The sequence below is a fragment of the Spiroplasma clarkii genome, assembly GCF_002795265.1.
Taxonomy (GTDB): Bacteria; Bacillota_I; Bacilli_A; order Mycoplasmatales; family Mycoplasmataceae; genus Spiroplasma_A; species Spiroplasma_A clarkii.
Genome location: NZ_CP024870.1, coordinates 1,129,786 through 1,152,286, shown reverse-complemented (window position 1 = coordinate 1,152,286; position 22,501 = coordinate 1,129,786). Strand labels below are relative to the sequence as shown.

Annotated in this window: 16 protein-coding genes; all 16 read left to right on the top strand. The window is 27.4% G+C overall.

Annotation, left to right across the window (positions count from 1 at the left end):
- Positions 1 to 305: 305 nt before the first annotated feature.
- The 16 genes from SCLAR_RS05185 (at position 306) to SCLAR_RS05110 (ending at position 22,498) form a co-directional block, all read left to right on the top strand.
- Positions 306 to 1,976 carry a hypothetical protein gene (locus SCLAR_RS05185; RefSeq protein WP_169921856.1) on the top strand — a complete coding sequence of 557 codons (1,671 nt, stop codon included), beginning with the start codon at positions 306 to 308 and terminating at the stop codon, positions 1,974 to 1,976.
- Positions 1,977 to 2,050: 74 nt separating this feature from the next.
- The gene (locus SCLAR_RS05180; RefSeq protein WP_100254872.1) at positions 2,051 to 4,612 is read left to right on the top strand and encodes a hypothetical protein; all 2,562 of its coding nucleotides are present in this window, start codon (positions 2,051 to 2,053) and stop codon (positions 4,610 to 4,612) included.
- A 1-nt stretch (position 4,613) separates the two neighbouring features.
- The gene (locus SCLAR_RS05175; protein ID WP_100254871.1) at positions 4,614 to 6,842 is read left to right on the top strand and encodes a hypothetical protein; all 2,229 of its coding nucleotides are present in this window, start codon (positions 4,614 to 4,616) and stop codon (positions 6,840 to 6,842) included.
- Positions 6,843 to 6,856: 14 nt separating this feature from the next.
- Complete coding sequence (locus tag SCLAR_RS05170; protein WP_100254870.1) at positions 6,857 to 7,594, top strand: lipoprotein; 738 nt, start codon at positions 6,857 to 6,859, stop codon at positions 7,592 to 7,594.
- Between the two features lie 350 nt (positions 7,595 to 7,944).
- Positions 7,945 to 8,724, top strand: a complete 780-nt coding sequence (locus SCLAR_RS05165; RefSeq protein WP_100254869.1) for a lipoprotein — start codon at positions 7,945 to 7,947, stop codon at positions 8,722 to 8,724.
- A 274-nt stretch (positions 8,725 to 8,998) separates the two neighbouring features.
- Positions 8,999 to 9,295: a helix-turn-helix domain-containing protein gene (locus SCLAR_RS05160; protein ID WP_100254868.1), complete on the top strand. Its 297-nt coding sequence runs from the start codon at positions 8,999 to 9,001 to the stop codon at positions 9,293 to 9,295.
- Between the two features lie 253 nt (positions 9,296 to 9,548).
- A complete protein-coding gene (locus SCLAR_RS05155; protein ID WP_100254867.1) occupies positions 9,549 to 12,089 on the top strand; it encodes a hypothetical protein in 2,541 nt (846 codons plus the stop codon).
- A complete protein-coding gene (locus SCLAR_RS05150; RefSeq protein ID WP_100254866.1) occupies positions 12,090 to 14,318 on the top strand; it encodes a hypothetical protein in 2,229 nt (742 codons plus the stop codon).
- 14 nt (positions 14,319 to 14,332) lie between these two features.
- Positions 14,333 to 15,112: a lipoprotein gene (locus SCLAR_RS05145; protein ID WP_100254865.1), complete on the top strand. Its 780-nt coding sequence runs from the start codon at positions 14,333 to 14,335 to the stop codon at positions 15,110 to 15,112.
- Between the two features lie 352 nt (positions 15,113 to 15,464).
- A complete protein-coding gene (locus SCLAR_RS05140) occupies positions 15,465 to 16,202 on the top strand; it encodes a lipoprotein (RefSeq protein WP_100254864.1) in 738 nt (245 codons plus the stop codon).
- A gap of 310 nt (positions 16,203 to 16,512) precedes the next feature.
- Entirely contained in the window at positions 16,513 to 17,250 is a 738-nt protein-coding gene (locus SCLAR_RS05135) for a lipoprotein (RefSeq protein WP_100254863.1), read from the top strand.
- Between the two features lie 343 nt (positions 17,251 to 17,593).
- On the top strand, positions 17,594 to 18,367 hold the full coding sequence (locus SCLAR_RS05130) for a lipoprotein (protein WP_100254862.1): 774 nt from the start codon (positions 17,594 to 17,596) through the stop codon (positions 18,365 to 18,367).
- Between the two features lie 247 nt (positions 18,368 to 18,614).
- Entirely contained in the window at positions 18,615 to 19,940 is a 1,326-nt protein-coding gene (locus tag SCLAR_RS05125; RefSeq protein ID WP_100254861.1) for a CoA-disulfide reductase, read from the top strand.
- A gap of 16 nt (positions 19,941 to 19,956) precedes the next feature.
- Positions 19,957 to 21,690 (top strand): dicarboxylate/amino acid:cation symporter, encoded by a 1,734-nt coding sequence (locus SCLAR_RS05120; protein ID WP_100254860.1) that lies wholly within the window; start codon positions 19,957 to 19,959, stop codon positions 21,688 to 21,690.
- A 186-nt stretch (positions 21,691 to 21,876) separates the two neighbouring features.
- Positions 21,877 to 22,182 (top strand): single-stranded DNA-binding protein, encoded by a 306-nt coding sequence (locus tag SCLAR_RS05115; protein ID WP_100254859.1) that lies wholly within the window; start codon positions 21,877 to 21,879, stop codon positions 22,180 to 22,182.
- A 1-nt stretch (position 22,183) separates the two neighbouring features.
- A complete protein-coding gene (locus tag SCLAR_RS05110; RefSeq protein WP_100254858.1) occupies positions 22,184 to 22,498 on the top strand; it encodes a DNA-processing protein DprA in 315 nt (104 codons plus the stop codon).
- Positions 22,499 to 22,501: the final 3 nt, after the last annotated feature.

Genomic DNA, 22,501 nt, shown 5'->3' with positions numbered 1-22,501 from the left:
CCAACCATTGATTTATTTTAGGAAAAATAATTAACCTCAAGAATTTGTTGGATTTAGGAGTTATTTAAAAAATAATCTTGAAAAAAATTTATTTTCAGAAATTTTGTTATAATAGAAATGTTATTAAAAAGCAAAGCAAAAATTATTTTTAAAATTAAATTATGCATTAAATATCAAACTTCAAGATTGAAAGATGGGTGAATAAAATGCTTGTTAACTTTAAATTAAGATTAAAGAAATGAAAAAGATACACCATAATTACAATAATTTTTATAGCATTTGCTATAGCAAATTGTCTTATAAATTTGCATAGAAATGACAGCAGTGAATTTTTGAATTTAGTTGCAGCTAATTTAAGAATTTATAGTCCCTTTTTGTTTTTATTCTTAATCCCATGATTAACATTTGATGAAGCCAGAGAGTATATCTTTAAAAATTACAAAGCAAAATATTATGATGAATTAAAAAGTGGTTGAACAAGATTTCTCACCACATTATATGACTATCTTTTTTCAATTGTTTTTATAGTGGCCATTATAGCAATACTAGGATTTTTTAATTTCTTGTTACAATTTAGTATTACAACAAATGGTCTAAATAATTTCATTTATTATTTAACAACAATTGCCATTGCAGTTATAGTAATTTTGATTTACTTGCCAATATTATGTTTAGTAGTTTATTTATTTAGAAAACAAAAATTTTTATCATTTACACCAATGTTTGTAATTTTTGTTTTATTTGTAACAAATTTAATAATGACTTCAGTTTCATTGTCAAATTTTTCATTAAATAAGGACCAAATTTACTTTCAGATTAATGATGATTCATATGATTATAAAGAAGTTAAAAATCTACTTAGCATTAAAAACTCAAAAATCTATAAAGATAACTTTTCAACATTATCAGTTAATAATGATTCATTAGCAATCTTGACAAAAATTTTAAGTAATTTTAATATTGACTATAAATTACTTAATAATCACAATGAACAATTATTGGCTTTTGAAAAAATCAATCCAAATAATATAGCAAATATTTTACAAGATCAAAAATTAGACAAACTAGTTAACAATATGTTATATAACAAAGATAATTTTGTTAATTTAGATAAACTAATAACTTGAGTTAAAGGATCTGATCTACTTTATGATTTACAAAAAGATTTTCAACAATTTACAGAATTAGAATTTGATAAAATCCCAGTTAATTTATTTGATTATTGGTCAATAAATATGGATGGCTTTATGGTAAAAGTTGATGAAATCAGAGGTGTTTATATTTTAGCACTATCAAAACAATTGTTAAAAGAAGTATTTGTTTGTACCATTTATAAATCATGAACTGATGAAGAATTTTTACAAACATACCAAGAGTATGTATTATTGTTTTTCCAAGGTGAGAGTATAAAAAAGGCAAATTTAAATTACTTTGACTCAGTCTTTAACTTGTCTGATAATAAGTTATTAAGTGATTTTAAAAAAAGATATGGTTATCAAAGTCTTAATCAATTTATTAATATCCCATTTTCAAATATATTAAAAGTTAATCTAATGTCTACAGCAAAAATTACTGAAGCAGAGGTTTTGAAATTAAGAGTCAATGAAGAAAACAATAAACTATACAACTCCTTAAATGTTTTAGATTATTTTAATAAGTTATTTTACATTTATCAAAACCAAAACCAGGATAGATCAAATCTTGATGTGAAACTCCAAAATATTGAAACCCTATATCTTTTTGATGGGGTGACAAACATTGGTTTTAGAAAAATTAATAATGAAATCAGTCTTGATAAATTAGAAAGTTACCAAGAAAATTATGTTTTACTGGTGTCACTAACACTAAGTTGTCTGATGATCATTACAAATTTTGTCTTAATTATTATTAAAAATAAATTTGTAGCTGACGTTTCAAATATCTATACACTAGATGACCTATTAGAGGACTTATTTAAAAAAACCATTAAATTTTAAAAAAATAGTATTTTTTTTAAAAAAAAGTTGCTTTTTTGGAGGAAAAGCGTTATTGTAGAGGCGGAGGTGATTTAGTGAAAAAATTACTACTAACACTTGCAAGTGTTATGATGATTACATCATCTAGTATATCTGTAGTTGCATGTGGAACAAAAAATATTCCAAACTTGGATAACTGAAATGATGATAGTACAAAATATGAGTTATTTGGAGAAACATTTAACTCAAAAGCAGAAGCTGTTGATTACTTTGTGTCTCAAAAGACTGTGGTAAACAAAAATGAAAGTTACAAAAATGAAATAACATTAGGAAATCAAGATTTTACATCAATTTCAGAAATGTTAAATCATATTGAAAGTAAAGCTAGCATTACAAAGGTAAAAACCTACAAGAACCCCCAAATGTATTTAACAGATTCTTTGGGTTCAATTTCAGCAGATGGAGTTGTAAATAAAGAAGACATTGTAAATGTCTATAAAGATTCAAATGGTAATGCAGTTTACTCTGGAAGTGATGAAAAAAGTAAAACTGAAGTACTTAATTCATACACCAACAAAATTCAAAGTGGTTTTGAAGCAGATGGTTTGCTCTTTCAAAGCAAAGAGCAGCTAACTGCATATTATCAAAATAAATTTGAAGGAGATGAAATTAAGTTAGATCAAAAAGAGTATCACAAACTTGGTAATCTTTGGTATGACAAAGTAACTTTTGAAGAAAACTTAGAAAAAAGTATTGTAAAATCAGTTGAATACAATAACCAGGTTATTAGTGAAGAAAATAAATTTAACCTATCAGGTTTTAAAGTAAAAGACAGTGATCTTGATAAAATCTTAGAACTTGAGAAAAAACCTGGAATGTATTATTTAGAAGCAAATGCCAGTGATGGTGGAACATTGCAAATTGAAGGTGGTAATTATCAAAAAACCACCCAAAATGTTTCAGAACTAATTTTAGATAAAAACAATTGAAGCTTGGTCTCAAAATCTTCATCAGGTTTAGCAGATGAAGTGTTTAACACAGTTTCAAGCAACTTGGTGTCTGCTCTAGGTTCTATGAGCTACTATGATGGTGTAACTTTAACTGCAGGGGCATCACTCTTTAATGATTTTATGGAAACAATTGAAATTTATTTTGACAAACTAGTTAAATTCTTTGAAAACCAACAAAATCTTGGAGCATCAAAATACGGAAAACAAAGTTATGCAAAAGTTGTTTCAAAAACTAGAAGTGATTTAAAAAAATCAAGTTTAGACTTTAAAGAGGTCCTTAAAAAATATCAACTAGATCAAGAAATTGAAGCCCTTTGAAATGGTTTGACACCATTACAAGAAATGGAACAAAACAAAAAAGTAATTGTGGCTTTATATAACATAAGAGAACTATTGAGAAGTGTTGATGTTGCAAGTGATGATGCTCAAGTAATGGAAGAGTTTATGTATAATAGTTTATTATCACTAAACATAAACTACTTTGGTTCAGACTCAAAAGATACAAATCATGGGGAAATTGAACTTAGTGATAAATGAATTGAAGTTGTAGAAACTGCAAAAAGTAATGGCCAAGTTTATGAAATATTAGATTTACTTATGGATCCAAATTACTTATCTTCTACTAACAGAAATTTTTTAGGTGATATTTATAAAATTTATAGTGATTACCTTGTCTATGCTGCTACTTCTTTGGAAGAAGTCCAGTACTGAGCAGAAAAAATTTATGACATAAGAGACTCATTAGAAAATGTAACAGAGGCTTTTGAAGAATTAACAAAAAAACTAAACAAAGTCTTAATATGGGTTGATATAGCAGTTACATTAATTAATCTGATTCCTGGAAAAACAACTGAAAATTGAGAATTTGTTATTCCAGATACTAAAAATAAAGTAACTTACCAAAGATCTTCATGATTTTGAGATGTTAAAGAATTCAATCCTAAAAATATTATTCAGACACTAGAAATTTCAAAACCAAAAGATACTATAACATATTTATATAATGAAAAATACTTTACAAGTTATAATGATGCTTTATACAGATTAAAAAGAGACATTATTGATGATCTTTTTGCAGATCCAAGTAAAGTAAGATATGTTTCAAAATATTTTGATTATATTTATGATACAGATAAAAATAAATTAATCAGTTTATTAATACAACAAACTGATAAAAAAGATGCATACAGTGATGGTTTTGGAGAAACTTTTTCAAACCAAAGTGAAGCTGTAAATAGTGCAATTAGAAAAATTGCAAGTCAAGAATATATTGCAGCATTTATATACAATTTCCAAGGTAATTATATTTATGGTTATGATTATGATGAAGTTTACACTAGAGTTGTTGAAACTGTTGATCTACAAGGCAAAGCAGTTGAATTTACAGATTACTTGTCAACCAACAATTTTGAAAAATTAGAAAATGTTGACAACGATGGTTATGACTTATATAAATTCTTCTTTAATGGTAAAAACTATTATTTTGACAACTACAATGGTGCAATAGTCAAATATATGCAACTAAATGACTTTAGAAACTCATTAATTCAAATTGACACATCAACTTATGAGTTAAACGGCATTGTATTTTACAACATTAATCAGTTAACTGATTACTTGTTAAACAATGTGAAGGAGGTGGCTTAAAATGCTTAAAACAAAATTATTAGCATCACTGTGTTTTACTAGTTTTGCAGTACCAACTGCAGCAGCAGTTCCGGTGGGAATTAATTATAATGAAAAAATTCAAGCCATATATGAAGAAGTTAAATATAATTCTCAATTTTTAAGAGAAGGAAGTACTTATAAATATAATGGAAAAGAATACAAAAGTGAAAATGAAATTTTAAAAGAACTTTTAGCACAAAATCCCATTAGTGAAATTACCACATCAAGTGATCCACAAAAAATATTATTAGATTATGCAACTGGAAAAATTGATGGAGATAGAATTTATGGCACTAATCAAAAAGACTTTATTCAAGTTGCTCGAAACTTTTATGGGAAAACAATTTTACCAAATTGCGTTGAAAGCGATGGAGTTGGAGGTTGTATTCAAAGTGAGAAAACAGCTTATGAAAGAGCTTTGGATAGTTATATAAATCCTGGATTAACAAGATTTAAATATAGTTATGATAACTCATTATTTTATGATTCAACTGAAGAAGCAAAAATTGCTTATAAAAATACAAGTTTTAATCAACCTCAAAAAGCCTTAATGTACTATTACAATGGTCGCTACTATAACGCATTTAACAAAAATGATTTTGAAAAAATGAAAGCTTCAATGACAAAAGCTTATTATTATGATGCAAGTAGCTTAGATAATGGCAATGAAAAATTAAATTTAAACAAATCATTTGCAGTAAGTCGAGAAGATTTCGCTGAAGTTTATGCAAATAAACTTGAAGCAGATCTGAATGAAGTTTTTTCAACCAAGAAAGGTGAAAATATTGTTGAAAATGCAAATCAAAGTGTTTACACAATTGAAATTGAAATTGGTGAGGATAAAGATTATTTTACAGTAAATGGTAAAGGTTCAGACATATACACAATAGATGAAGGTACCATTAAAATCTCATCAGCAACAAATGGTAAATCAATTGATAAGAGAAAAGATGTTTTAACTATTGAAATATCTGGAAATAAATTAATGAAAAAATTTGATCCAGCTGCATTTTACAGTGATTTTACAAGTTATGCAACATGAGAAAAAGGTATTGAATATGGTTATGATCCAGACTGAGGTGATGATAAGTTATTTGATTGATATAAAAAAACATTTTCAATTTGTGGTGAAAGCTTCACATTGAAAGCTGCCACTTATGAAAAATGAAGACCAGGCTATGCAAGAACAAATTTAAAAGATAGCACTTTTAAAAAAAACGAATTAGCCAATAATGTTCAATTTAGATTAAACAGCAATATACCTAAAAGTGTTGGTTATGTTTTAAATAAATACATTAACAATACTGGAAAAGATTTAATTGATAACTTTAAAGATCAATTAATATTTAAGTCATATATAGCAATGAATTATGAAGTAAAATTAAGACTTAAAGATGAAATCAAAAAATATCTCACTGATAATCCATTTGATACATTTGATAGTAAAGTCTTAGTTGAAGATTGAATTTACAGCAATAGCAATATAAGCAACTTTTCAGTTTATACTAGTAAGTTAATACAAGAAGAACTATTAAGTGAATACAAAAGCATCGATCCAAATGAAAAATTTGTTTTACTTGATGGGTATAACATCAGTATGACTTATGATGAATGAAAAAATAATTTTTATCTACTAGATGATACAAATAATGGAAGTGTCAACTTGCAAGAAAAATGATTTGTAAGTGATACAAAAACAACTCTTGAAGATTTTAGTGATTTACAAGGATACAATTTATCAAATACTATTGAAGGTGCAAAACAAATTCAGTTTGACAAACAAAACCCAGTATTATATAAAAAAGTATTTTTATATAATCCAAATGGAGAGTTGATTGCTGAAGACTACAATGAAAATGATGCAGTTAATTATTTAAAATCAGTTTTAAATATTAAAAAAAGTTATGTTCATAAAGCTGAAATTAAAAACATTGAAAATTCATTTACAGATTTTACAGATTTAATTTCAAATGGAAAATACAATGTTTACACATACAAAACCAATGGGCAAAATTTATATTTTAATAGTTATGAAAATGCAATTTTATCATATAAAAACAATATAAATTTAATAGCATCAGTAACAACAATCTATAAAAAAGAATTTGTTTATGTTTATAAAGACAACAACATTACAAAAAACTTCTATTGATCAAATGACCAAGATCTTGAACAAGTTGTTCAAGAAATTTATCAATTAATATATTAAGGAGAAAAAAGAAAATGAGAAAAGTATTATCAATATTAGGAGCTATCTCAGTTAGCTCCATTGGTGTAGTAAATGTGGTGTCATGTACTCCAAGAAGATATATCCCCAAAGAAGAGGAGGAAATCACTGAAGTTAAAGAACTTGCTAAATTCGATAGCTTTGTAGATTTTTTAAAAATGCAAATGGAAAAAAGCGATATAGTTTGATTTGATACATATAGTTTTTGATCAAATGATGGCACAGAGGAATCATTTTTAGAAAATCTTGAATTAATGCGAGATGGTGTTAAAAAATCAATAAATATTTCATATTGAAGTCTTTGGGGAGACAGTAGTAAAGTTAATACTGAAGCTTTCATGGACAAAGATGGAGATGAAACATATACTTATTTAAGTAAAACCTTAGGAAAAAAAATGGAAGAAATATTTATTGACTATTATGGCATTATTTATCCTCAGATTAGAGTTCAATCTGATGAAAATGAAGCAGATTGGACAATTGTACCTGATGATTATACAAAGTCTAAAGCTCTTGTAATTGATCTAAACCATGATACATTTCTAACTTATCAAAGTTTTGGTTATGTTGAAATAAAAGTACTTGAGTCATCAATTTTTTGAAATCTCAAACCCAATGAGAATGGTTATGAAAGTTTCTTTATCACCAAGAAAGATGTTGTAAATAATGATGGTTATCCCATTTGATTTGATAGAGATGAAATCCCAACCCCAGAAGATAATCAAGATGATTAAAGTTAAAATCAGTTTTAAATATTAAAACAAGTTATGTTCATAAAGCTGAAATTAAAAACATTGAAAATTCATTTACAGATTTTACAGATTTAATTTCAAATGGAAAATACGATGTTTACACATACAAAACCAATGGGCAAAATTTATATTTTAATAGTTATGAAAATGCAATTTTATCATATAAAAACAATATAAATTTAATAGCATCAGTAACAACAATTTATAAAAAGTGTTTGTTTATGTCTATAAAGATAACAACATTATAAAAAACTTCTATTGATCAAATGATCAAGACCTTGAACAAGTTGTTCAAGAAATTTATCAATTAATATATTAAGGAGAAAAAGAAAATGAGAAAAATATTATCAATATTAGGAGCTATCTCAGTTAGCACCATTGGTGTAGTAAATGTGGTGTCATGTACTCCAAGAGGATATATCCCCAAAGAAGAGGAAGAAATCCCTGAAGTTAAAGAACTTGCTAAATTCGATAGCTTTACAGACTTTTTAAAAATGCAGATGGAAAAAAGTGAAATATTTTATGACTTAAAGGACCTGTACCAGTTACCTTCCAGAAAAGGATGGCTAGAAAGTGATAAAGATGAAAATATAAGCAACTTTTGAAAAGGTATAAGTTACAATATGCAATATAGAACTGCTAGCACCCTTAGTTATGCAAGATCTATGTTTGAAAGAGATTATAATGAAGATAAAACAGTAAATGACTGAATTTTTAAAGACAAAGACGGTGATGAAACATTCTCATATTTAAAATCTCAGTTTCCTACTTCTTCTGTATCAAGTATTTTTGAAAATTATACACTTATTTATCCAAAAATAAGATATGAATCTAAGGGTGAAGATGATGAATGAATTTTGGAAGATAATGATAATACAAAATTCAATGGAATGGTAGTTGATGAAACTCAAAGAACATATGATATATTTATTCAAAAAGGTTATGTTGAAATAAAAGTACTTGAATCATCAATCTTTTGAAATCTCAAACCAAATGAAAATGGTTATGAAAGTTTCTTTATTACTGAAAAAGGAGTTTTAAATGAAAACGGCTACTCCATCTGACTTGATAGAGAAAAAATACCAACCTCAGAAATTGGTCAAGATGATTAGAGTTAAAATCAGTTTTAAATATTAAAAAAAGTTATGTTCATAAAGCTGAAATTAAGAACATTGAAAATTCATTTAAAGATTTAATTAAATCAGACATAAAACTACTAGTAAAATATTTTGATGCACTTTCATAAGAAGTGCATTTTTTATTAAAACTATTTTGTAATTGCATCAGATTAGCTATTAAATTATATAAAAGCCACTTTTTCTAGACAAAAAATTTAATTATATTTATATTAAATGTAAAATAATATTGTCAGGAAGGAGACTGTTTATGGGAAATTATTCACCAAAACAAAAAGAAAAAATAATTTTAAAATTTAGACAAGATAAAGTGAGTGTTAAGTGATTTGTTAAGAGTTATGGCATAACAGGTCAAACTCTATTAAATTGGTGCAAAAAATATGATCAATTTGGAATTGATGGTTTAGGTTTGCAAGATTCAGCCAATAAAGAAGAATTAATAAACTTAAGAAATGAGAATAAGGAGTTAAAGAAAAAGAATGCTAAGTTAGAACTAAGAGATGAAGTTTGAAAGAAAATTGAGTTACTGATAAGCAAGAAAAAATAATCAAATTAGAACTTTAGATGATTAAATATTTAATTTTTTAAAAGCATATATTATGAATGAGTTAAGTAAGTGAAAATAATTTATAAGCACCACAAGTTGTAAAATCATGCTAAAACTTTTACAACTAGATAAGAATTTAATTGTAAAACTAATTTTGTAAAAAGTTACCTGCCAAATTAACTAATGAAATTTTTTTCAAAAAAAATTTGCCTTTTTGGAAAAAAAGCGTTAGGGTTGATTTGGAGGTGATTTTATGAAAAAATTACTGCTAACACTTGCAAGTGTTATGCTTATCACATCAACTAGTGTATCTGTGGTTTCTTGTGGAACAAAAAATGTTCCAACTTTAGAAAACTGAGAAGACGATAATATTAAATATGAATTATTTGGTGAAACATTTGATTCAAAAATAGCGGCTGTGGAATACTTTGTATCAAAAAAGACTACAGTAAACAAAAGTGAAAATTACAAAAACGAAATAATATTAGGAAATAAGGATTTTACATCAATTTCAGGAATGTTAAATCACATTGAGAGTGAGTCCAGTATTACAAAGGTAAAAACCTACAAAGACCCAAAAATGTATTTGACAGATTCTTTGGGTTCAATTTCAGCAGATGGAGTTGTAAATAAAGAAGATATTGTAAATGCCTACAAGGATTCAAACGGTAATGCAGTTTATTCTGGAAGTGATGAAAAAAGTAAAATTGATGTACTTAATTCATATACAAACAAAATTCAAAATGGTTTTGAAGCAGATGGTAAATTCTTTCAAAGCAAAGAGCAACTAGTTGCATACTATCAAAATAAATTTGAAGGAGAAAAAATTAAATTAAGCAAAAAACAATACCATAAACTTGGTAATTTTTGATATGAAAAAGGAGTATTTGAAAAAAGTCTAGAGAAAAGTATTGTAAAATCAGTCGAATACAATAACCAGGTTATTAGTGAAGAAAATAAATTTAATTTATCAGGTTTTAAGGTAAAAGACAGTGATCTTGACAAGATTTTAAAACTTGAGAAAAAACCTGGAATGTATTATTTAGAGGCAGATCCTAATGATGATGGTACATTGCAAATTGAAGGTGGTAATTACCAAAAAACTACCAACAATGTTTCAGAATTAATTAAAGATAAAAACAATTGAACGTTGATATCTAAGTCTACATCAGGCTTGGCTGATGAGGTGTTTAACACAGTTTCAAATAATTTGGTATCAGCACTAGGATCTATGAGTTATTATGACAATATGCTTAGTAGTTCAGGTGGTTCTCTCTTGAATAATTTTGCTTCAACAGTAGAAGTTTATTTTGATAAACTGGCTAAGTTTCTTGAAGTTTCAAAAAATGATAGTGTTGTAACTTATGGAATGACTAATTATTTAAAAAATAGCAGTAGTTTAAAAAAATCAAGTTCAGGTTTTAAAGGTGTACTTGAAAAGTACCAATTAGATCAAGAAATTGATGCACTTTGAAATGGATTGGCTCCAATGAAAGAAATGGAACAAAACAAAAAAGTAATTGTAGTTTTGTACAACATAAGAGAGCTATTGAGAAGTGTAGATATTTCAAAACCTGATGCAAAAATAATGGAAGAGTTTATGTATAATAGTTTATTATCTTTAAATATAAATTTCTTTGGTTCAGATTCAAAAAGAACAAATCATGGAGAAATTGAACTTAGTGATAAGTGAGTTGAAGTTATAGAGACAGCAAAAGCTAGTGGTAAAATCTATGAAGTACTAGATTTGTTGATGAATCCAAACAATTTATCTTCTGTAAAAAGCAAGGGCTTGGCTCAAACTTATAATAATTATTTAAAAGATGCAGTTATTTCATTAAAAGATGTTCAATATTGAGCAAAAAAGATACATGATATAAGAGACACTATGAATGATGTATCAGAAAATTTTAAAAAATTGACTAAAAAACTAAAGAAAGCATTGGTATGAGTTGACCTTGCAATTAATTTAATTAATATGATTCCTGGAAAAACAACAGAAAATTGAGAATTTGTTATTCCGGATACTAAAAATAAAGTAACTTATCAAAGATCTTCATGATTTTGAGATGTTAAAGAGTTCAATCCTAAAAATATTGTTCAGACATTAGAAATTTCAAAACCAAAAGATACAATTACATATTTATACAATGAAAAATACTTTACAAGTTATAATGATGCTTTATACAGATTAAAAAGAGACATTATTGATGATCTTTTTGCAGATCCAAGTAAAGTAAGATATGTTTCAAAATATTTTGAACACATGTATAACATAGATAAAAATAAATTAATCAGTTTATTGATGCAACAAACTGATAAAAAAAATGCATATAGTGATGGTTTTGGAGAAACTTTTTCAAACCAAAGTGAAGCTGTAAATAGTGCAATTAGAAAAATTGCAAGTCAAAAATATATTGCAGTATTTAAATACGATTTTCAAGGTAATTATATCTATGGCTATGATTACAATGAAGTTTATGATAGAGTTGTTGAAACTGTTGATCTACAAGGTAAAGCAGTTGAGTTTACAGATTACTTATCAACCAATAATTTTGAAAAATTAGAAAATGTTGACAACGATGGTTATGACTTATATAAATTCTTCTTCAATGGTAAAAACTATTATTTTGACGACTACAATGGTGCAATTGTCAAATATATGCAACTAAATGACTTTAGAAACTCATTGATTCAAATTAATGCATCAACTTATGAGTTAAATGGCATTATATTTTACAATATTAACCAATTAACTGATTACTTATTAAATAATGTGAAGGAGGTGGCTTAAATGCTTAAAACAAAATTATTAGCATCACTGTGTTTTACTAGTTTTGCAGTACCAACTGCAGCAGCAATACCAGTGGGAATTAATTATAATGAAAAAATTAAAGCCATATATGAAGAAGTTAAATATAATTCTCAATTTTTAAGAGAAGGAAGTACTTATGAATATAATGGAAAAGAATATAAAAGTGAAAATGAAATTTTAAAAGAACTTTTAGCACAAAATCCCATTAGTGAAATTACCACATCAAGTGATCCACAAAAAATATCATTAGATTATGCAACCGGAAAAATTGATGGAGATAGAATTTATGGAACTAATCAAAAAGATTTTACCCAAGTTGCTCGAAATTTTTATGGTAAAACAATTTTACCAAATTGTATGGAAAGTGATGGAGTTGGAGGCTGCATTCAAAGTAATAAAACAGCTTATGAGAGAGTCTTAGAGAGTTACATAAATCCTGGACTAACAAGAGTTAAATATAGTTATGATAACTCATTATTTTATGATTCAACTGAAGAAGCAAAAATTGCTTATAAAAATACAAGTTTTAATCAACCTCAAAAAGCTCTAATGTACTATTACAATGGTCGCTACTATAACGCATTTAACAAAAATGATTTTGAAAGAATGAAAGCATCAATGACAAAAGCATATTATTATGATGCAAGTAGCTTAGATAATGGCAATAAAAAATTAAATCTAAACAAATCATTTGCTGTAAGTCGAGAAAATTTTGCTGATGTTTATGTAAACAAACTTGAAGCAGATCTTAATGAAATCTTTTCAGGCAAACAAGTTGAAAATATTGTTGAAAATGTAAATCAAAGTGTTTACACAATTAAAATTGAAATTGGTGAGGATATGGATTATTTTACAGTAAATGGTAAAGGTTCAGACATATACACAACAAATGAAGGTACTATTAAAATCTCATCAGCAACAAATGGTAAATCAGTTAATAATAGAAAAGATGTTTTAACTATTGAAATATCTGGAAATAAATTAATGAAAAAATTTGATCCAGCTGCATTTTACAATGATTTTACAAGTTATGCAACATGAAAAAAAGGTATAGAACAAGGTAAACATTGATGATGGGGTGATGATGATTTATTTGATTGATATCAGAAAACATTTACAATTTGTGGTAAAAGTTTCACAATAAAATCTGCCACTTATGAAAAATGAGGAGAAGAATATGCAAAAACAAATTTAAAAGATAGCACTTTCAAAAAGAGTGAATTAGCCAATAATGTTCAATTTAGATTAAACAGTAGCATACCTAAAAGTGTTGGTTATGTTTTAAATAAATATATTTACAATGCTGGAAAAAAATTGATTGACAATTTTAAAGATCAATTAATATTTAAGTCATATATAGCAATGAGTTATGAAGTAAAATTGAGACTTAAAGATGAAATTAAAAAATATCTTTCTGATAACCCAACTGCTATTTTTGACAGTAAAGTTTTAGTTGAAGATTGAATTTACAGCAATAGCAATATAAGCAACTTTTCAGTTTATACTAGTAAGTTAATACAAGAAGAACTATTAAATGAATATAAAAGCATTGATCCAAATGAAAAATTTGTTTTACTTGATGGGTATAATATCAGTATGACTTATGATGAATGAAAAAACAATTTTTATTTACTAGACGATACAAATAATGGAAGTGTCAACTTACAAGAAAAATGATTTGTAAGTGATACAAAAACAACCCTTGAAGATTTTAGTGATTTACAAGGATACAATTTGTCAAATACTATTGAGGGTGCAAAGCAAATTCAGTTTGACAAACAAAACCCAATATTATATAAAAAAGTATTTTTATATAATCCAAATGGAGAATTGATTGCTGAGGACTACAATGAAAATGATGCAGTTAATTATTTAAAATCAATTTTAAATATTAAAACAAGCTATGTTCACAAAGCTGAAATTAAAAACATTGAAAATTCATTTACAGATTTTACAGATTTAATTTCAAACGGAAAATACAATGTTTACACATACAAAACTAATGGACAAAATTTATATTTTAACAGTTATGAAAATGCAATTTTATCATATAAAAACAATATAAATTTAATAGCATCAGTAACAACAATCTATAAAAAAGAGTTTGTTTATGTTTATAAAGATAACAACATTACAAAAAACTTCTATTGATCAAATGATCAAGATCTTGAACAAGTTGTTCAAGAAATTTATCAATTAATATATTAAGGAGAAAAAAGAAAATGAGAAAAATATTATCAATATTAGGAGCAGTCTCAGTTAGCACCATTGGTGTAGTAAATGTTGTTTCATGTAATCCAAGAAGATATATCCCCAAAGAAGAGGAAGAAATACCTGAAGTTAAAGAATTTGCTAAATTCGATAGCTTTACAGATTTTTTAAAAATGCAAATGGAAAAAAGTGAAATATTTTATGACTTGAAGGACCTGTACCAAATATCTCCTAGAAAAGGATGGTTAGGAAGTGATAGAGATGAAAATATAGGGAAGTTTTGAACTAGGGTAAGTTATTATATGCGAAGTAGAATTGCTGACACCATTGAATATGCAAGGTCTATGTTTGAAAATGATTATAAAGAAAATAACAGAATAAATGACTGAGTTTTTAAAGACAAAGATGGTAATGAAACATACTCATATTTAGATTATAAATTCCCAAATACTACCCCATCAGGCATATTTGAAATGTATAGGCTTATTTATCCAAAAATGAGATATGAATCTAAAGACGGAAATGGTGAATGAATCATAGAAGATCATAGTTTTTCAGAATTCAAAGGGATGGTAATTGATGAAATCAATAGTGCATATGATACATTTACTCAAAAAGGTTATATTGAAGTAAAAGTATTTGAATCATCTATCTTTTGAGATCTTAAACCTAATGAAAATGGTTATGAAAGTTTCTTTTTTACTGAACAAGGAGTTCTAAATGAAAATGGTTATCCCATTTGATTTGACAGAAAAGAAATCCCAACCCCAGAAGATAATCAAGATGATTAAAGTTAAAATCAATTTTAAATATTAAAACAAGTTATGTTCATAAGGCTGAAATTAAAAATATTGAAAATTCATTTACAGATTTTACAGATTTAATTTCAAATGGAAAATACAATGTTTACACATACAAAACTAATGGACAAAATTTATATTTTAATAGTTATGAAAACGCAATTTTATCATATAAAAACAATATAAATTTAATAGCCTCAGTGACAACAATCTATAAAAAGGAATTTGTTTATGTTTATAAAGACAACAACATTACAAAAAACTTCTATTGATCAAATGACCAAGATCTTGAACAAGTCGTTCGAGAAATTTATCAATTAATATATTAAGGAGAAAAAAGAAAATGAGAAAAATATTATCAATATTAGGAGCAGTCTCAGTTAGCACTATTGGTGTAATAAATGCAGTTTCATGTACTCCAAGAAGATATATCCCCAAAGAAGAGGAAGAAATCCCCGAAGTTAAAGAATTTGCTAAATTCGATAGTTTTATAGATTTTTTAAAAATGCAAATGGAAAAAAGTGATGTAGTTCGATTTAACACATATAATTTTTGATCAAATGATGGCACAGAGAAGTCATTTTTAGAGAGACTCGAATTAATGCGAGATGGCGTTAAAAATTCAATAAATACTTCACATTGAAGTCTTTGGAGAAATTACAATAGCAGTGGTAAAGTTAATAATGATGTCTTCATGGATAAAGATGGAGATGAAACATATACTTATTTAAATAAAACTTTAGGAAAAGAAATGGAAGAGATATTTATTGACTATTATGGCATTATTTATCCTCAGATTAGAGTTCAATCTGGTGAAAATGGAGCAGATTGGACAATTGTGCCTGACAATTATACAAAGTCAAAAGCTCTTGTAATTGATCAAAACTATGATACATTTCGAACTTATCAAAGGTCTGGTTATGTTGAAATAAAAGTACTTGAGTCATCAATTTTTTGAAATCTCAAACCAAATGAAAATGGTTATGAAAGTTTTTATGTTTCTGAATATGGGTTAGTGAATGATGATGGTTTTCGAATTTGGTTTGATACAAATGATATTCCACCACGAAAAAATGATTAGGAAGTTAAATACTAGATGATAATTAAAACAATAAATAACAATAAGGGGTTATAATCTTGCTTCAGAGATTATTAATTTGATAAGAATAATGTTGGTAAACTATAAATAATTTCAAATGGAAAATACAATGTTTACACATATAAAAACAATATAAATTTAATAGCATCAGTAACAACAATCTATAAAAAAGAGTTTGTTTATGTTTATAAAGACAACAACATTACAAAAAACTTCTATTGATCAAATGATCAAGAGCTTGAACAAGTTGTTCGAGAAATTTATCAATTAATATATTAAGGAGAAAAAGAAAATGAGAAAAATATTATCAATATTAGGAGCTATCTCAGTTAGTACGATTGGTATAGTGAATGTGGTGTCATGTACTCCAAGAAGATATATCCCTGAAGAAGAGGAAGAAATTCCTGAAGTTAAAGAACTTGCTAAATTTGATAGCTTTGTAGACTTTTTAAAAATGCAAATGGAAAAAAGTGACATAGTTTGATTTGATACATATAGTTTTCGATCAAATGATGGCACAGAGAAGTCATTTTTAGAGAAACTTGATTTAATGCGAGATGGTGTTAAAAAATCAATAAATATTTCACGTTGAAGTCTTTGGAGAGACAGTGGTAAAGTTAATACTGAAGTTTTCATGGATAAAGATGGAGATGAAACATATACTTATTTAAATAAAACTTTAGGAAAAGAAATGGAAGAGATATTTATTGACTATTATGGCATTATTTATCCTCAGATTAGAGTTCAATCTGATGAAAATGAAGCAGATTGGACAATTGTACCTGACGATTATACAAAGTCAAAAGCTCTTGTAATTGATCTAAACACTGATACATTTTTAACTTATCAAAGGTTTGGTTATGTTGAAATAAAAGTGCTTGAATCATCAATTTTTTGAAACCTCAAACCCAATGAGAACGGTTATGAAAGTTTCTTTATCACCAAGAAAGATGTTGTAAATAATGATGGTTATCCCATTTGATTTGATAGAGAAGAAATCCCAACCCCAGAAGATAATCAAGATGATTAAAGTTAAAATCAATTTTAAATATTAAAACAAGTTATGTTCACAAAGCTGAAATTAAGAATATTAAAAATTCATTTACAGATTTAATTTCAAACGGAAAATACAATGTTTACACATATAAAACCAGTGGACAAAATTTATACTTTAACAGTTATGAAAATGCAATTCTATCATACAAAACAAATATAAATTTAATAGCATCAGTAACAACAATTTATAAAAAAGAACTTGTTTATGTTTATAAAGACAACAACATTACAAAAAACTTCTATTGATCAAATGATCAAGATCTTGAACAAGTTGTTCGAGAAATTTATCAATTAATATATTAAGGAGAAAAAAGAAAATGAGAAAAATATTATCAATATTAGGAGCAATCTCAGTTAGTGCCATTGGTGTAATAAATGTGGTTTCATGTACTCCAAGAAGATATATCCCCGAAGAAGAGGAAGAAATCCCTAAAGTTAAAGAACTTGTTAAATTTGATAGTTTTAAAGAGTTTTTGAAAATGCAAATGGAAAAAAGTGAAATATTCTATGACTTAAAGGATCTGTATCAAATATCATCTAGAAAAAACTGGTCGGGCCATAATCAAGATGAAAACATGTGGCAATTTTGAGCAAAAATAGAATATTCTATGAGAAACAGAATTGCCAGCCCTCTTAGATATGCAGTGTCTAAGTTTGAAAGAGATTATAGTGAAAATAAAACAATAAATGACTGAGTTTTTAAAGACAAAGATGGAGATGAAACATACTCATATTTAGATTATAAATTCCCAAATAATGCCCCATCAGGCATATTTGAAATGTATAAACTTATTTTTCCAAAAATGAGATATGAATCTAAAAATGGATATGATGAATGAACCTTAGAAGATCATAGCTTTTCAGAATTTAATGGACTAGTGATTGATGAAATTAAAAGTGCATATGATACATTTATTCAATATGGTTATGTTGAAGTAAAAGTACTTGAATCATCAATCTTTTGAGACCTTAATCCTAATGAAAACAAATATGAAAGTTTCTTTATTACTGAAAAAGGAGTTTTAAATGCAAATGGTTATTCCATTTGATTTGATAGAAAAGAAATCCCTAAACCTAATCAAAGTTCTTAAAGCTTTTAGATAGTTATAGACCATTTAATACACTTCTATAGGGAAGTGTATTTTTTATAAATTATTTATTCTATTAGTAAAAATTTACTTTTTAAAACACCAATTAAATAAACTATTTTTTTAATAAATCCTTTGTTATTGGTTTCAAGTAAGTCAAAAAATTATTAAAAAATGAAAATTATTTGTTAACTTATCAATTTATATTAGCGTATAATATTTTTGGAATAGAAATATGAGGATCTTTAATGTGAAAACAATCATTGTTGGTGGTAGTGCTACTGGAATGGGAGTGGCTGCTAGACTTAAGAGAAATGATCCCAATGCCACTATTGTGGTTTATCAAGAAAAAAGTTATGTTTCATTAGGAGCTTGTGGTTTGCCATACTTTGTGGCTGGAAACTTTAGTGACCCAAATAATTTAATTGCTCGTTCAATCACAGCATTTGAAGAAAATGGTATCATCATTGTTCCAAATACACAAGTTTTTAAAATAGATTTTGAAAATAAATTAGTCTATTTTGATAATAAAACAGATAGTTATGATAACTTGGTAATTGCTACAGGTGCAACACCATATATTCCTCCACTAGTAGGGGTAGAGTTAAAAAATGTTTATACTTTAACAACCCTTGAAGATGGAATTGAGTTAAAAAAAGCAATGCAAAACCCAAACATAAAAAACGTTGCTGTAATTGGAGCAGGATTTATTGGTTTGGAAATGAGTGAAACTCTTAGTGAATTAAACAAAAATGTTCATTTATTTGAACTTGAAGAACGTATCTCTCCCAATGCTTTTGACCCAGAGTTTTCACAGTTTATTAAAGAAAATCTAGAAAAAAACAAGATTAATGTTCATTTGAGCACAAAAGTTACTGAAATTAAGGGTACTGACCAAGTTCAGGCAGTAGTTTTAGCAGATAATTCGCTTATTGAAGTTGATGCAGTGGTTTTAGCACTTGGTTTTAGACCAAATACTGAAATTTTAAGAAACACAAAACTAGCATTGGCAGAAAATGGTGCCATCATTATTGATGAAACTGGACATACAAATATTGATCATGTCTATTCTGGGGGTGATGCTGCAACATCATCAAACTATATTACTGGTGAGTTAATTTACTCACCACTAGCAACTGTAGCAAGTAAAATTGCAAGAGTAATTGCAGATAATATTGCAAATAAGCCAGCAAAATTTGTTGGTTCAATCCGTAGTGCAGTTGTTAGAGTTTTTGATTTAGGTTATGCAAGGACAGGATTGGGGGAATTTGAAGCCAAAAAGCAAGGTTATCAAATTAGAACAGTATTAATTAAAGACAAAGATCAAACCAATTATGTTAATGGGCAAACAGATCTTTATTTAAAAATTATTATGGATATAAAATCACGTCAGATTTTAGGAGCCCAAATGAGTGGTGCTGTTAAAGCTATGCAAAGAATTAATACTTTAGCAGCTTTAATTTGAAGCAAAGTTCCAGTTGATGAAGCTTTAGAGCAAATTGACTTAATTTATGCACCTCCATTTGCTCGAACAACAGATATCTTGCATATTGCATTAGCTAAATTAAATAAATAAGAAATGAGGGAATCTAATGTTAGCAAACACAATGCTACGTGACTTTGTTGGGATAAGTCAATGGCAATCACTAGTTGCAATCACGTTGTTTATTGCAACTCAGATTGGTTTTTGATTCTTTTTAAAGAAGATTAAATTACAATTCATGTATCGTGTTATTATTGGTTTTGGAATCGGATTGGTTTACGGAATCATCATCCAAGCCATTATTGGTTTTTTACCCACTGAATATTTCAATGGTAGTGAAGAACTGGGAATATTAAAGTTTAGTGATCCAGATAGTAAACTTTATTGAGTTTATGAATTAAATAACTGAGCTCAATTCTTCAAACGTATCTTTATTAATGGAATCACTTTATTAACAATTCCAATTGTTTTTATAGCTATTTTTAAAGTAACTTCAAAACCTGGTGAAAAAGGTGTTGGACGTATTAGTATTAAAGGGATTGCCCTATTGTTATCAAATGTGGCTTTTGCTTTTACAGTAACTTTTATTTTAGGATACTTTTTAAATGCTGGGGGAGGGTTGAACCTACAACCAAACCTTGATGGTGCTATTGCAAATAATGAACGTTACCAAGCAGTAGTAATTCCTAACCTAATTTCAGGTTATTTTCCAACCAACATTTTTGCAACCTTAGCAGGGTCATCAATTATTCCAGTAATGGTAATTAGTGCTTTAGCTGGAAGTTCAGTAAAAATTTTAAGTAAAAGAAAAGCTGTGCAAATGCAAGCAATCAGAAATGCCATGGATACAGGTTGAGATGTTTCAATGTCAATTTTGATGACATTTATGAAATTTATGCCTTTAGCAGTTATGTCAATGATTACAGTGTCAATAACTTCTCGTCCAATTGGTGCCCTAGCAACTTTAGGAAAAATAATTGGAATTGGTTATTTAGGAATATTTATTTCAATTTTATGATTAACTTTATTGGTTAGAATTTCAGGATTAAAAATTGGAGCTTGATGAAAAAAAGCTTGAAGACCATTATTACAAGGTTTTGCAACGCAATCATCAAATGCAACTTTACCAACAACAATCGACACAATCCGCAATGATTTAAAGATTAGTGATGCAGTTACTAGTACAGTAGCTCCACTATCAACTACAATGGGATTAATGGCTTGTGCTGGAGTTCAATCAGGATTAGTTACAAGCATCCTTTGAACTGGAACTGGTCCAGGTACTATAGTGCATGATTTAAACATTTGAGTGTTCTTTATTATGGGGCTAGTAGTTACTTTAATTGCCTCACTAGGAATTGCTGGGATTCCTGGAACTGCAACAGTTGTAACTGTTGGGGTTCTTGGTGGACTTGGTTTTGTAGGTTATGTTGATGCAGTTTTAGCAGTTATAGCTCCACTTGATGGGTTATTTGATATGGGAAGAACGGGAAACAACGTTTTAGCGGCTGTTGCAGCCGCCCCAATTGTGGCAAAATCTGAAGGTATGATTGAAGAGGGTTCCCCTTTATTAAATGATCGTGCCATAATTAAACAAAATCAGATTTTACAACTTAAAGAAAATAAATATCAATATTTAGATGAACTTGCCAATGTTACTAAGACTTTTGAAAAAGCTAGCAGAAATAATGAACTGTCAGCAACTGATAAAAAAGACTTAAAACAGAAATTTGTTGAACAAAAATCTGGTTTCAAAGAGCAATATTTAAGTCAAAAAGAACAAATTAAACAAAATTTTAGTGAACAATTAAGTAAAATGCCAACAAAAACTACTAAAAAGTAGAAGGCTATTTAAAAATGAACATAAGCGTTCATTTTTTTATAATTAATTTTAGCTGCCATTTTACTAAATGATATTAATAACAAACTCCAAATTGTTTGATTAAATTAAAAAATAAAATAAAAAAAAGTTCATTATTTTTGGCGAAATTGCCTCAAAAATAGCGATAGTATTATTGGAGGTAAAAAAATGAATAATGTAACAATAATCGGACAAATTGAAGGTGCCCCACAATTGATTTATAGTTCAAAAGATGGAAATAAAAAATTATATAAATTTGTCTTAAGAGTGCCTAGATGATCTAAGGCCAAAGAAAATACAGTTGTAAATGATTATATCAATGTCAAAATTTGAAATAGCGTGTTAGGTGATGAGGATGATTATTTTGATCAAGCTTACATTGCAATTGAAGGCAGATTAGTCTCATTTGGAATTACTGACTCACAAAACTATGGAAATGAGTTAGTTGCAAATAAAATTATGCAACTAAATTAAAATGGAATCAATTTTATTGTATTTGACATTAAAATATGAAGGTCAATGAGATGATATTTATCAAGCCTTACTAAACAAAGAACGTGTCACAGTTAGTGAATTGCATCGAGCAATTACCAAAGTTACTTGTAATTACATTACAATCTTAAGTCCATATTACCCAAATTGCTTTAAAAGTACCAATAAACCGCCATTTGTGATCTTTTACCAAGGTGAAATTAGCTTGTTAAATTCAAACAAACAAATTATTGGTATTGTTGGGGGTAAAAATGTTGATTTAGCCACACAAGAAAAAGTTGTAAAACTTATAAGCTAACTT